The organism is Erwinia sp. INIA01 (genome assembly GCF_025947915.1).
Classification (GTDB): Bacteria; Pseudomonadota; Gammaproteobacteria; order Enterobacterales; family Enterobacteriaceae; genus Erwinia; species Erwinia coffeiphila.
The window spans coordinates 433,914-447,867 of record NZ_JAPDNC010000002.1 but is presented as its reverse complement, the minus strand read 5'-3'; the positions used below and the strand labels follow the sequence as shown (position 1 = coordinate 447,867).

Sequence of the window (13,954 nt, the reverse complement as noted above, 5' to 3'; positions counted from 1 at the left end):
GTGTTCTTACAATCGATACCGGTTAGTTCTTACGATTGATAATCGTCTTAATGATATTGCTGGTTGAGATACCGTCTTCGAAGTTCAGCACGCGTACGTCACCGCCGTTAGCCCACACTTCTTTACTGCCTGCGATATCCTCTGGCTTATAGTCGCCGCCTTTGACCAGCAGGTCCGGCAACACTTCAGCAATCAGACGCTGCGGCGTGTCTTCTTCAAAGCCCACCACCCAGTCTACGGCTTCCAGCGCACCCAGAACGATCATACGATTTTCCAGCGGGTTAACCGGGCGTGTTTCGCCCTTAAGACGACGGGTCGACGCGTCGCTGTTGACCGCCACAATCAGCCGATCACCCAGCCTGCGGGCATTCGCGAGATAGGAAACGTGCCCGGCATGGAGAATATCAAATACGCCGTTGGTCATCACCACGCGCTCGCCGCGCTGGCGTGCTTTAGCGACTTCAGCCTTCAGCTGAGCCTCATCCATCACGCCAAAACCCGACTCTGGGCGCGCATGAATCGCATTTTCCAGTTCAATCGGAGAAACCGTCGATGTACCCAGTTTACCCACAACCACGCCCGCAGCCGCATTTGCCAGGAAGCAACTCTCTTCCAGGCTGTTGCCTGCCGCCAGTGCGGCAGCCAGTACGCCGATAACGGTATCGCCAGCACCGGTCACATCGAACACTTCTTGCGCCTGAGTTGGCATATGGAAGGGTTCTTTGCCCGGCTGGAGCAGCGTCATACCGTTTTCAGAACGGGTCACCAGCAGCGCCGACAGGCCGTGCTTCTGCATCAACGCAGTGCCACGCTCAACGATGTCTGACTCACTTTTACACTTACCTACTACGGCTTCAAACTCCGAAAGATTCGGCGTCAGCAGGGTCGCGCCATGATAGCGGCCGAAGTCAGTCCCCTTCGGGTCCACCAGCACTGGCACACCGGCTTCACGTGCCAGCTTAATCATGGTTTCTACGCTCGACAACGCGCCTTTGGCGTAGTCAGAAAGCACCAGCGCACCGATTTTAGGCAAGGCCTGCTGAATGCGCTCGTGCATAGGTTCCGGGTTAACCCCTTCGAAACCCTCTTCAAAATCAAGGCGGATTAGCTGCTGATTACGCGAAAGAACGCGTAGCTTAGTGACAGTTGGATGGGTTGGTACAGAAACAAAATCACACTGCACGTTTACCCCTGTCAGCGTCTCGCTCAGTACGCGCGCAGCATCATCAATGCCGGTTAGTCCCACGAGGCGAGATTCAGCGCCAAGAGAAGCGATATTCATCGCCACGTTAGCTGCCCCGCCGGGGCGCTCTTCCACGTGTTCAACCTTGACAACCGGCACCGGAGCTTCGGGAGAGATACGGCTGGTTGGCCCGTGCCAGTAACGATCCAGCATCACATCACCAACAACCAGAACACCCGCACGTTTAAAATCAGGCAGTGTAACTTTCATTCAGACACTCCACTCCAGACAGCATAAAAACCAAAAATTCAGGCGCGCGATAATAGCACAAATGTTGCCGTGCCTGACTATCGCGGCCACGTTGTTCACTTCGTCACCAAGCCACGGATACGCTCTGCGTCCTCAGTCGCCAAACCAGGTTTGCCAGCTTTGATTAACCTGGGCTTTTTCACTCGCATAGGCGCTTTCTTCCACATGCCCCGGCAGCTCCTGTAGCGCCAGGTGGTGCAATGCATCGCGCAGCGTGACGTAGGCATGAGTCAGTGCTTTCGCCTCCGGCTCTGACATTTTTCCCCCGTTAGCCAGCAGTTCGAAAATACGAACATTATCGGACCAGCGGGTCAGCGTCAGATCCTGTGAGGCATAGCGTAGGACCAGATATTGCGTAATGAATTCAATATCCGTGATGCCACCGGCATCGGCTTTAATATCCCAGCGGCCTTTATGTTTCTGTCCAAGATGCGCACGCATTTTTTCACGCATCTCCCGAACCTCAACCTTCAGGGTTTCTGCCTCACGCGGCAGCGCCAGGATACCACGGCGAATTTCTCCAAAGCGCTGGCTGAGCTCCCCATCACCGTAAACGATGCGAGCACGTACCAGCGCCTGATGCTCCCAGGTCCAGGCTTCATTGCGCTGGTAATCGTCAAAGGCTTCAAAGGTACTCACCAGCATACCGGCAGCACCCGAGGGGCGCAGGCGGGCATCAACTTCATAAAGAATACCTGACGAGGTTCGGGTACTGAACAGATGCATCACACGCTGTGCCAGCCGCAGATAGAACTGCCGCCCATCAATACTACGCTCACCCAGCGTGACCGCTTCCTGAGGACAGTTGTGCAGGAACACCAGGTCCAAATCGGAGCTGTAACCCAGCTCCCAACCGCCCAGCTTACCGTAGCCGACAACGGCAAAGCCACGCTCGCTGTCGCTGGTCAGATGCGATGGCCGCCCGTAGCGCTGTACTATCATATTCCATGCCTGCTGTACTACCGCTTCTATCATCGCTTCGGCAAGCCAGGTCAGATGATCGCTGACCTTCATTACCGGCAGCGTGCCGGCGATATCCGCCGCGGCAATACGCAGATGCTGGGCCTGTTTAAACTGCCTGAGTGCTTCCAGCTGCTGCTCTTCATCCTCTTCCGGGATACGCAGCAGATACTGACGCAGCTCGTCGCGATAGGCATCGGTTGCCGTTGGCTGGTAAAGCGTCGCCGGGTCAAGCAGCTCATCAAGCAGCAGCGGATAGCGCGCCAGCTGGCTGGCAACCATCGGAGAAGCGGCACACAGGCGAATCAGATGCTGGAGCGCGCCGTGGAATTCCGTGAGCAGCTCCAGATAGGTGGTGCGTGTGACCACGCCGAGCAGCAGCGGCGTCAGGCGGCCAAGCGTGACAACCGCATCATCGCGCGGCACTACCTCGCTGAGCAGGCGAGGCATCAGCTGATCGAGCGCCTGGCGGCCACGTGGGCCGATCGTGCGCTTATCCACATCCAGACGAAAATCGGTAATCGCCCGCAGCAGTTGCTGGCATGCTTCACCGTTAAGATGCGGGACGAGCGGCAGCAGTTCAGCTTCCTCTAACTGGTCCTGCCACAGCACACCATATTCCCCGGCTTCACGGTTCTCGCCGCTCTCCGGGGCATCGTCGCCAATCAGCTCGTCGAAGATTGAGCGTACCGCCACCATATGGCCATCCAGCCGATCGTGCAGGCCCTGCCAGTCGGCAAATCCCATCGCCCAGGCCAGACGCGCACGATCCAGCTCACTGGCCGGCAATGTCTGCGTCTGTTCATCATTGATGCTTTGCAGCAGATTTTCCAACCGCCGCAGGAACAGATAGGCGTCGTGCAGCTGCGCGACCTGCGGCAGCGGAAGTAAATTCAGTTCTTTGATTGATTCAAGAGTAGGAAGCAATGAACGCAGCTGTAGCGACCGTTCGCGACCACCACGGATCAGCTGGAAGACCTGAACAATAAACTCTATTTCACGGATACCACCGGCACCCAGCTTGATGTTATCGGTCAGCCCGCGCCGCCTTACCTCACGCGCAATCATCGCCTTCATATTGCGCAGGGACTGGATCACGCTGAAATCAATATAGCGACGGAAGACAAACGGTCGCAGCATCTGCCGCAGCTCCTGACTCCAGCGATCGTCACCGCCGCCCATTAACCGGGCTTTGACCATCGCATAGCGTTCCCAGTCACGCCCCTGCTCCTGGTAATAATCTTCCAGCGCCGCAAAGCTCAGCACCAGCGGACCGCTGTCACCAAACGGCCGCAGCCGCATATCTACGCGGTAGACGAAACCGTCCACGGTTGGCTGATCGAGCACTTTGATCAGCCGCTGCCCCAGACGAGTAAAGAACTGGGCGTTATCCAGCTCACGCCGTCCGCCCTGCGTCACGCCATTTTCCGGCCAGGTAAAGATCAAATCGATATCGGAAGAGAAATTCAGCTCGCCGCCACCCAGTTTACCCATGCCGAGGATCAGCAGCGGCTGCGGCTCTCCGGCGGCATTAACCGGAGTGCCAAAATCCTTGCAGCAGGCGTGCCACAGCCAGTCACGGGCAGCCACGATCAGGGTTTCTGCCAGTTCGCTCAGCTGCGTTAACGTTTGTTCGGTGCTGCTGGTCGCCAGAGTCTGCATCCAGGCGATGCGCGTCAGCATATGGCGGCGAAACAGCCGCAGTTCGCGCATCAGCGTGTTTTCATCCAGCACTGAGGCCAGCCGCTCTGCCAGCCACACGTTATAGTGCTGCCACTCGTCGGCAAGCGGCGGCTGAGTGTGTAGTAGCTGCCACCATTCAGGATGTTTCGTCAGGTTATCACTGATGAAGTCACTAAACGCCAGCACGGACTGCTGCTGCGGATTGGCTCCGTCCGGCAGAGGATCGATAACGGTAATCTGTTCAGCCAGCAAGGATGGAAGCGGCTGCGATAGTAAAGGCACCATAAACACTCCCTGATTAATCACCCCTGATTCTCAGGCTCCAGGGGCGTTGGCTGCCATCCTGCAACACTCGATCAACGGATATAGAAAATAAGCGTATCTAACGGCTCAGGCGTTACCATTTTTCCAGAATACCGGCTGTTTCAGCGCCTGTCGGCGATGACCATCCAGCCACACATCCTGCCGATCGATGATCGCCTGGCGCAGTAGCTGCCAGTGACCCAGCCACTCACTTACCGCTGCATCGTCATAGCTACCGGCCAGCAGATGCACGGCAAGCTGCTGACGATGGAGGCGTGTCAGCTTATCCTGGTATTCATTCAACTGATTGACCTGGCCAAAAGTCTCTTTCAGATCGGCGGAAATACGCCCCAGCATGATATCGCTGAAACGCTTGAAGGATCCCTGTAGCTTGGCATCGGTTTTCGAGTCGATAAAATCGCGCCAACGCACCGTTGCAATCCAGATGGTCAGCGCCAGCTGCGTTTCCAGCCACAGCGTGCTAAAGCACACGGACAGGGCATCCAGATCGTCTTCCAGCAGCGCCGCTTCCAGCTCGGTCAGGTGCTGACGCAGCTCGCTACTGGCCTTGCGCGGCACCAGCGCACCGTACAGAGAAAATGCCTGACGCAGCGTTTCCAGCGCCTCCTGGATTTCCCCGAGCGCGTCAGCATTGCCGCGCAGCCACAGCTCTTCATGGTACTGCCACTGGCTGAGCGCCAGCAGGAAAGCCGCCTGCATCCCCTGCTCTACCGTCGCCTTCGGCTTGACCTTGAGTAGCGGAACCGGACGCAACTTACGAGGTGGGTTGCCTTTCGCTAGCGCATAGCCGCGCGCCGCTTTACTCAGGCTTCCCAGACGCAGGCCACCCATTTTTGCCAGTTCGGCGGCAAATGCCAGAAGATCGTCGCGATTACCGTTTTTCAACTCCAGCTCTATTTCATGCAGCGGCTCGCTCAGTTCTCCGGCGCTCACCTCTCCCAGATCGAAAGCCACTTCTATTTCGCTTTCACCATAGGTCACCACCCACTTCTCACGGACGAAATGAGTGCTGAACAACGGGTTTAGCTGCTGCTGCAGAGCATCAAGATCGGTACCTTCTGGCCAGACGTCGGCAGGAAGCTGATGAATATCCAGCACCGGTTCATTGAGTGCGACGTTGTACTCCGGTCGCTGGTGAAGACCACCAATCGTCTGTCCGGCAGTTTTCAGCGTCATTTCGAAACTGTCACCAAATCCGCGAATGCGCAGACCCATGTCCCAGCTGCGCAGCTGGCCGTTGGCCGTTTCAAAATAGATGTTGCTCAGCTTCTGCCCGGGGGTGTGTTCATGGGGCCAGAGAGCCAGCTGGCTGGCGAGTTTTGTCGCAGCATCGGCGGTGGTAATGAACTTTAGCTCGATTTCGATGGTCATAATGTCTTATCTAAATGATTACCGGCACGGTAAATGGTGGTAGTGTTTGATAATAACCGCAAATTTCCCGATAGCGCAGAAAGAGCTGATTCAGCCGCTGCAAAAAAGCAGGGCAACTTGCGGATCATCGCACCTGAGATACCAAGAAGAGTAATGCACAAGCAGCAGGGATGTCTCTGCTTTATTACGCTTTCGCGCGTTGCCTCCCATGTCGCCTGAGATCAGGACAGTTCTCATTCAGCTTTCTGCGAGGCCGCTCCAGACTGTGCTATTACTTTCGCCCAGTACTTATGCAAAAAGAGTTCGAATGAAAAAAACTCACTTTATTGGCCTGACTTTTCTGGCTTTTAGCGCCGTCGCTAACGTGCATGCTGAAGAAAAACGTTACATTTCCGATGAACTCTCCACCTGGGTTCGCAGCGGTCCCGGCAATGATTATCGCCTGATCGGCACGCTGAACGCCGGGGAAGAAGTCACCCTGCTGCAGTCTAATGAGAACAGTAAATACGGACAGATCCGTGATGCGCAGGGCAGAACAACCTGGATACCGCTGAGTCAGCTCAGTGAACAGCCCAGCCTGCGTTCACGCGTGCCGGAGCTGGAGCAGCAGGTTAAAGACCTGACCGCCAAACTGGCGAATATTGACGGCAGCTGGAATGAGCGCACGGCAGAAATGCAGAAAAAAGTGGCCGGCAGTGACGATGCGATCAACAGCCTGAAAGAAGAAAACCAGCAGTTAAAGAATCAGCTGGTGGTCGCCAGTAAGAAGGTGGATGCCGCCAACGTCCAGCTGGATGATAAGCAACGCACCATCATTATGCAGTGGTTTATGTACGGCGGCGGCGTTGCCGGCTTCGGCCTGCTGCTCGGTCTGCTGTTGCCGCATATGCTGCCGCGCAGGAAGAAAAACGACCGCTGGATGAACTAAAGGTTTTCAGTTTGGTTGGAGGGCATCCGTGGATGCCCCCTTTGGCGTACCTGCAATTTGGCATCATCCCTGACGGATGTTGTAGTATTACTGCTTACTATAAAAAAATGCTTTTCCTCTGACCTGACGTTTTATTCTGGAGATGTGCAGTGAAAACATACCTTGTCGGTGGCGCGGTCCGCGACGGACTGCTGAATTTGCCGCTGAAAGATAAAGACTGGGTGGTGGTTGGCGCCACGCCCGAGCAGATGCTTGAGCTGGGCTATTCCCAGGTAGGGCGTGATTTCCCGGTTTTTCTGCATCCCGAAAATCATCAGGAATATGCGCTGGCGCGTACCGAACGTAAATCAGGCAATGGCTATACCGGATTTGTCTGCTATTCCGCACCCGACGTAACGCTGGAGCAGGATCTGGCGCGCCGCGATCTGACCATCAATGCCATTGCGCGCGATGATGACGGCCAGTACTACGACCCTTACAACGGTCGTGCGGACATTGAGCAACGCATTCTTCGCCATGTTTCCGCCGCGTTTAATGAAGATCCTTTGCGTGTGCTGCGCGTCGCACGGTTTGCCGCGCGCTTCGCCCATCTTAACTTCCGCATCGCTGATGAAACGCTTGAGCTGATGCGTTCTATGGCGCACAGCGGCGAGTTGAATCATCTGACGGCGGAACGCGTGTGGAAAGAGACCGAAAGCGCGCTGCTGACCCGTAATCCACAGGTGTTTTTCCAGGTGCTGCGCGACTGCGGTGCGCTCGCCGTGTTGTTCCCCGAGCTGAACAATCTTTACGGCGTGCCCGCCCCGGCGAAATGGCATCCGGAAATCGACAGCGGCGTTCACTCGCTGATGACGCTGGCGATGGCAGCACATCTCAGCCCGGAGCTGGATGTGCGCTTCGCTACGCTGTTCCACGATGTCGGCAAGGCCCTGACGTCGCCGGAAAAATGGCCCAGCCACCACGGCCACGGGCTGGCTGGCGTACCGCTGGTTGCCGCGCTGTGCGAACGCCTGCGCGTGCCGAATCACGTTCGCGATCTGGCGTTGCTGGTTACCGAATTTCACGATCTCGTTCACACGATCCAAAATCATTCTGCCGCCACGCTGGTTAACCTGTTCGACAGGCTCGACGCCTGGCGTAAGCCGCACCGCGTTGAGCAGATTGCATTGACCAGCGAAGCCGATGCGCGTGGGCGTAGCGGGTTCGAAAATAACCCCTATCCACAGGGAACGTATCTGCGAGAAGCCTTCAGAATTGTGTCAGAAGTGCCTACGCGCGATGTGGTCGCGGCCGGGTTTAAAGGTGCAGCGGTGAGGGAAGAACTGACACGCAGGCGCATTGCGGCGCTGGAGGTCTGGCAGGTGCAGTAAGGGCGGATCGGCGATCCGCCCCTGGTATCACTTACAGCACAAACACCGCATAAACGGCAGCGGCGATAATAAAGCGGTAGATCGCAAACGGGATAAACGAAATCCGTTTGATGATATGCAGGAAGCTCTTGATAGCAATCAGCGCCACGATAAAGGCGGTCACAAAGCCCACCGCAAACATCGGCACATCGGCGACGCTCAGGAAGCCCATGCTCTTATAGAGGTCCAGCGCGGTGGCACCCATCATCATCGGCACCGCCAGCAGGAATGAGAATTCCGATGCAGCATAGCGGCTTACGCCCATCAGCATTCCGCCGGAGATGGTCGCCCCCGAACGGGAAAAGCCGGGCCACAGCGCCAGGCACTGGAAGCAGCCGATAATAAACGCCTGACGATAGGTGATATCATCCACGCCTACCGCTTTCGGCTGTTTCGGCTTCAGCAGTTCGGCAGCAATCAGCAGGACACCACCGACCACCAGCGCATACATCACGTTAACCGGGTTAAACAGGGTTTTAATTTTGTCGTGCAGCAGCAGACCGATAACCACCGCCGGGACCATACCCAACAGGATGTGGATCAGCGTTAAATGCCCGGTGCCGGTGCCTTCATGCTTAACTTCACCGAAGTTAATACCGATCAGGCCGAACAAACGACGCCAGAACATCACCACTACGGCAAGAATCGAACCTAGTTGGATAACAACTTCGAAGGTTTCCGCCTTCTCTCCCTCAAACCCCAGCAGATGACCCACGATGATCATATGCCCGGTAGATGACACGGGGAGAAACTCCGTTAACCCCTCAACTATCCCTAGTATCGCTGCAACCCATAGCTGATGAATATCTGCCATCAAAATACCTTTCGCCCTTTAAAATCATGAAAAAGGCGGTCGCTAACGCTTCCGCCAATCAGCCCTGAATTTACAGTAAAAATTCAGGATCACCCCTAAGCCGCAACTTAAGACAAACCTTACTGTGATTTGGTTTCATTGTGATGGCAATCACATTGAATTTATTTCGGAATATTACCGCGTTCGATAATCACGCCAACCTGGCGTGCCTGCGCAACGGCACCGGGTTTGCTGACCTTAATGCGCACCCAGGGCGAGGCGAACTGGTTCAGCAGGAGTGTGGCTATCTCTTCCGCTACGCGCTCAACCAGCGCAAATTTTCCATTCTGTACGTGGGCAATAATCGCTTCTGATACATCGGCATAGCTCAGACAGTCATTCACATCGTCGCTGGCGGCAGCTTTACGGTTATCCCACGCCATTTCGACATCGAACACCAGCTTCTGCTGAATGGTCTGTTCCCAGTCGTAAACGCCGATGGTGGTGATAACGGACAATTGATCAATAAATACGATATCCATGATACGGCTCTCTGTTTTTGTGGTTGCCGGATACCATCCCCGGCGGTTTATGCGTATTATCCACGGATGTTAACAACAAAACGACCCCAACAAGACGGAACGGTGTTATGAGTGTATTCGCGCTTGGCATGATCCTTTTCGCGTATCTGTGTGGCTCCATCTCCAGCGCGATTTTGGTCTGCCGACTGTTCGGATTGCCGGACCCACGCCAAAATGGATCGGGCAACCCGGGTGCAACCAACGTACTGCGATTAGGCGGGAAAGCTGCGGCGGCGACGGTACTGGTTTTTGATGTTCTCAAAGGTATGCTGCCGGTCTGGCTGGCCTACAGTCAGGGCATTACGCCGCTCTACCTTGGCCTGACCGCGATTGCGGCCTGCCTCGGCCATATCTACCCCGTTTTCTTCCATTTCAAAGGCGGCAAAGGCGTGGCGACGGCATTCGGTGCCATTGCTCCCATCGGCTGGGATTTGACCGGCCTGATGACCGGCACCTGGCTGCTGACCGTACTGCTCAGTGGATATTCGTCATTGGGGGCGATTATCAGCGCACTGATTGCGCCGTTTTATGTCTGGTGGTTCAAACCACAGTTCACCTTCCCGGTCGCCATGCTCTCCTGCCTGATCCTGCTGCGGCATCATGACAATATCCAGCGCCTGTGGCGCGGCCAGGAAAATAAAATCTGGAAGAAGAAAAAGAAAAACGGCCAGGATAAACCCCAGCCGTAATGTTGAATAGCCAGCCTGAAATACAGCGATTTCAGGCGGTCAGGCTTAAATCGCCGGCAGTTCCGCCAGCGGCCAGCGAGGGCGCACGGTCACGTTCAGCCCGGCGTAAGTACCGCCTTTAAGGCGCACCATGCCCGCATAGGCGATCATCGCGCCGTTGTCGGTACAAAACTCAGGCCGGGCGTAAAACACTTCGCCGCCGCGTTTTTGCATCATTTCCGCCAGTTTGCTGCGCAGCGTACGGTTAGCGCTCACGCCGCCGGCAATCACCAGACGCTTAAACCCGCTTTCATCCAGCGCACGGCGGCATTTTATCGCCAGTGTATCCACCACCGCATCTTCAAACGCACGCGCAATATCGGCACGGGTCTGATCGCTGTCGTCATTATCCCGGATAGTGTTGGCCGCGAAGGTTTTCAGGCCGGAGAAGCTGAAGTCCAGCCCCGGGCGATCGGTCATCGGTCGCGGGAAAACAAAACGTTTTTCTACGCCCTGCTGCGCCATTTTCGACAGCATCGGCCCGCCGGGATAATCCAACCCCAGCAGCTTAGCGGTTTTATCAAAGGCTTCACCGGCGGCATCGTCAATCGATTCACCCATCAGCGTATATTCGCCGATACCGGTGACGCTGATAAGCTGGGTGTGACCACCGGAAACCAGCAGTGCAACAAACGGGAATTCCGGCGGATTATCTTCCAGCATCGGCGCTAACAGGTGCCCTTCCATGTGATGCACGGCGATTGCCGGAACATCCCACGCGAAGGCCAGCGAACGGCCAATGGTTGCTCCCACCAGCAGCGCACCAACCAGTCCCGGACCCGCGGTATAGGCAACGGCGTCGATATCCTGCGCCTGTAGCCCGGCTTCACGCAGCGCGGCCTGGATCAGTGGAACGGTTTTACGCACGTGGTCGCGCGAAGCCAGTTCAGGCACCACGCCGCCGTAGTCAGCGTGCAGTTTGACCTGGCTGTAAAGTTGATTAGCGAGCAAACCCGCAGCATCGTCGTAAATGGCAATGCCGGTTTCATCGCAGGATGTTTCAATTCCGAGAACACGCATGGCTGTCTTTTTTACCTCAATTCTTGCGGCGCGCAGTGTAGCACGAGCGGGCTTTTAACGGCGGCAATTTTAACCTTCCTGTGGTTAACTGTTGTGCAAAAGGTGAATTTTTTCCCACCGCCGATGCCTGTTTGATGTATAATCTGCCCCCTGAAAAAAGCCGGCAGCCGCACAGGCGCATCTGTTGGTTACTTTATGCTATGGTGCTTTACAACGCAGCCTGTGTTGGAGTAAAATTCCGCACCATTTTGAAATGAGCTGGCACTGATGCCAGCGGCAAAACCGAATTTATCCGAGGTGAGAGTTACATGCCGGTAATTAAAGTACGTGAAAACGAGCCATTTGACGTAGCACTGCGTCGCTTCAAGCGTTCTTGCGAGAAAGCAGGCGTTCTGGCTGAAGTTCGTCGTCGTGAGTTTTATGAAAAACCTACTACCGAACGTAAGCGCGCTAAAGCGTCTGCAGTAAAACGCCACGCGAAGAAACTGGCTCGCGAAAACGCACGCCGCACTCGTCTGTACTAATTTCCTGAGGGTTCGCCCTCACGTTTCACAGACAAGTTAGTAGTTATCAGGCCGTGCTTTCCGAAAGGAATGCGCGGCTTGTTCTCGTTTATAGCCATAAGTGAATAACGGATTATTCTCAGGGCAGCATTCGAAGGGGATTTATGGCTGGACGCATTCCGCGTGTTTTTATCAATGACTTATTGGCCCGCACGGACATCGTGGATCTTATCGATGCTCGCGTTAAGCTAAAAAAGCAGGGTAAAAATTATCACGCATGCTGTCCTTTTCATAATGAGAAAACCCCCTCCTTCACCGTAAACGGCGAAAAGCAGTTTTATCACTGTTTTGGCTGTGGCGCGCACGGTAACGCCATCGACTTCCTGATGAATTACGACCGTCTGGAGTTTGTCGAAAGCATTGAAGAACTGGCGACGGCCTATGGCCTGGAAGTGCCGTACGAAAGCGGTTCTGGCCCCAGTCAGCTTGAGCGCCACCAGCGTCAAAGTCTTTATCAGCTGATGACCGGCCTGCGGGATTTCTATCAGCAGTCGCTGTCTCAAAACCAGGCCGCTGGCGCACGTGATTATCTGGCACAGCGCGGGTTGAGCGATGATGTTATACAGCACTTTTCTATCGGCTTTGCTCCTGCGGGTTGGGACAACGCCTTAAAGCGTTTTGGCCGTAATCCGGATGATAAGCAAACGCTGATCGATGCCGGAATGCTGGTCACTAACGATCAGGGTCGCAGCTACGACCGCTTTCGTGAACGCGTGATGTTCCCCATCCACGACAAGCGTGGACGGGTGATTGGCTTCGGTGGCCGCGTACTTGGCGACGGGATGCCGAAGTATCTGAACTCACCGGAAACCGATATTTTCCATAAAGGCCGTCAGCTTTACGGTCTGTATGAAGCGCAAAAGAATCATCCTGAACCGGCGAAACTGCTGGTTGTTGAAGGTTATATGGATGTGGTTGCCCTGGCGCAGTTTGGCGTGGATTACGCCGTTGCGTCACTGGGAACCTCAACCACGGCAGAGCATATACAGCTGTTGTTCCGCACCACCGATACGGTCATTTGCTGCTACGACGGTGACCGGGCGGGGCGTGAAGCCGCCTGGCGCGCACTGGAAACGGCTCTGCCTTACATGAACGACGGGCGTCAGCTACGCTTTATGTTTCTGCCCGACGGTGAAGACCCGGATACGCTGATTCGTAAAGAGGGCAAAGAAGCGTTTGAGGCCCGGATGGAGCAGGCCATGCCGCTGTCAGGGTTTCTGTTTGATACGCTGATGCCGCAGGTTGATCTACGTTCTCCTGATGGCCGTGCCCAGCTCAGTACCCTTGCGCTGCCGCTGATAAGCCAGGTGCCAGGTGAAACGCTGCGCATCTATTTGCGCCAGGAGCTGGGCAATAAGTTGGGCATTCTTGACGACAGCCAGCTTGAGAAACTGATGCCCGGTAAGGCCGAAAATGCTATACAGCCCGCGCAGCCCCAGCTAAAACGCACAACCATGCGTATACTTATTGGGCTGCTGGTGCAGAATCCGCATCTGGGTGCCATGGTCCCTTCCCTTGAAGGACTGGAGCAATCAGAGGTCGCAGGATTCCCGCTCTTTGTAGAATTAGTGAGTACTTGCGTTGCTCACCCTGGCCTGACCACCGGACAGCTACTAGAGTTATATCGCGGAACAAAATTTAGCCAGAGCCTTGAAACGCTGGCAACCTGGAACCATATGATTGTTGATGACGAAGTCGACACCATGTTTCAGGATGCGCTGGCCAGCATGTACGATGCCGCACTTGAGCGTCGGCTTGAAGAGCTCATCGCCCGCGACCGCACTCACGGGCTGAATGCCGAAGAGCGCCGCGAATTATGGGCGCTAAGCCAGGCGCTGAAAAAGCAGTAAAAGCCATATTGGCTACACTACAGATTATTGACAGCGGGTGACATTTTTATTGCTCATCCCCTTAAACGACAGAATTCAGAAGCGCGAGCTTCGAAACGAGATCTCAGCGGCTTAGGTGCCGATTATCCGTCAGGTTGACCCTGACAGCCGCCACGATGGGCAGCGGCAATAATCCAAACGCCCTCACTGTTATTGTTGGCATGTTAGCCGACCGACACCAATCTAATTTAACAGAAGTGTGGATACCGTCTT

At 55.4% G+C, this 13,954-nt stretch carries 11 protein-coding genes; 5 read left to right on the top strand and 6 right to left on the bottom strand.

Going from position 1 to position 13,954, the window contains the following annotated elements:
* Positions 1-22 precede the first annotated feature (22 nt).
* The 3 genes from hldE to OMR58_RS03930 all read right to left on the bottom strand — a co-directional run bounded on the left by hldE (position 23) and on the right by OMR58_RS03930 (position 5,830).
* A complete protein-coding gene (gene hldE / locus OMR58_RS03940) occupies positions 23-1,453 on the bottom strand; it encodes a bifunctional D-glycero-beta-D-manno-heptose-7-phosphate kinase/D-glycero-beta-D-manno-heptose 1-phosphate adenylyltransferase HldE (RefSeq protein ID WP_105592531.1) in 1,431 nt (476 codons plus the stop codon).
* A gap of 132 nt (positions 1,454-1,585) precedes the next feature.
* Entirely contained in the window at positions 1,586-4,420 is a 2,835-nt protein-coding gene (gene glnE, locus OMR58_RS03935) for a bifunctional [glutamate--ammonia ligase]-adenylyl-L-tyrosine phosphorylase/[glutamate--ammonia-ligase] adenylyltransferase (protein ID WP_264545313.1), read from the bottom strand.
* A gap of 105 nt (positions 4,421-4,525) precedes the next feature.
* Complete coding sequence (locus OMR58_RS03930) at positions 4,526-5,830, bottom strand: CYTH domain-containing protein (protein ID WP_264545312.1); 1,305 nt, start codon at positions 5,828-5,830, stop codon at positions 4,526-4,528.
* Positions 5,831-6,137: 307 nt separating this feature from the next.
* On the opposite strand from OMR58_RS03930, the gene OMR58_RS03925 reads away from it, so the two are divergent.
* Complete coding sequence (locus tag OMR58_RS03925; RefSeq protein WP_105592534.1) at positions 6,138-6,758, top strand: TIGR04211 family SH3 domain-containing protein; 621 nt, start codon at positions 6,138-6,140, stop codon at positions 6,756-6,758.
* A 149-nt stretch (positions 6,759-6,907) separates the two neighbouring features.
* Positions 6,908-8,128 carry a multifunctional CCA addition/repair protein gene (locus OMR58_RS03920; RefSeq protein ID WP_264545311.1) on the top strand — a complete coding sequence of 407 codons (1,221 nt, stop codon included), beginning with the start codon at positions 6,908-6,910 and terminating at the stop codon, positions 8,126-8,128.
* Between the two features lie 31 nt (positions 8,129-8,159).
* Here OMR58_RS03920 and bacA read toward each other — a convergent pair whose 3' ends face one another.
* On the bottom strand, positions 8,160-8,981 hold the full coding sequence (gene bacA / locus OMR58_RS03915) for an undecaprenyl-diphosphate phosphatase (RefSeq protein ID WP_200560223.1): 822 nt from the start codon (positions 8,979-8,981) through the stop codon (positions 8,160-8,162).
* A gap of 161 nt (positions 8,982-9,142) precedes the next feature.
* Positions 9,143-9,502 (bottom strand): bifunctional dihydroneopterin aldolase/7,8-dihydroneopterin epimerase, encoded by a 360-nt coding sequence (gene folB, locus OMR58_RS03910; RefSeq protein WP_105592537.1) that lies wholly within the window; start codon positions 9,500-9,502, stop codon positions 9,143-9,145.
* 107 nt (positions 9,503-9,609) lie between these two features.
* On the opposite strand from folB, the gene plsY reads away from it, so the two are divergent.
* Positions 9,610-10,230, top strand: coding sequence for a glycerol-3-phosphate 1-O-acyltransferase PlsY (plsY, locus tag OMR58_RS03905; RefSeq protein WP_105592538.1), 621 nt, complete (start codon positions 9,610-9,612; stop codon positions 10,228-10,230).
* A gap of 45 nt (positions 10,231-10,275) precedes the next feature.
* Here plsY and tsaD read toward each other — a convergent pair whose 3' ends face one another.
* Positions 10,276-11,289 carry a tRNA (adenosine(37)-N6)-threonylcarbamoyltransferase complex transferase subunit TsaD gene (tsaD, locus tag OMR58_RS03900; protein WP_200543506.1) on the bottom strand — a complete coding sequence of 338 codons (1,014 nt, stop codon included), beginning with the start codon at positions 11,287-11,289 and terminating at the stop codon, positions 10,276-10,278.
* Between the two features lie 308 nt (positions 11,290-11,597).
* Here tsaD and rpsU point away from each other — a divergent pair, with 308 nt between their 5' ends.
* Positions 11,598-11,813: a 30S ribosomal protein S21 gene (gene rpsU / locus OMR58_RS03895; RefSeq protein WP_001144069.1), complete on the top strand. Its 216-nt coding sequence runs from the start codon at positions 11,598-11,600 to the stop codon at positions 11,811-11,813.
* Between the two features lie 143 nt (positions 11,814-11,956).
* On the top strand, positions 11,957-13,702 hold the full coding sequence (gene dnaG / locus OMR58_RS03890; protein ID WP_105592540.1) for a DNA primase: 1,746 nt from the start codon (positions 11,957-11,959) through the stop codon (positions 13,700-13,702).
* Positions 13,703-13,954: the final 252 nt, after the last annotated feature.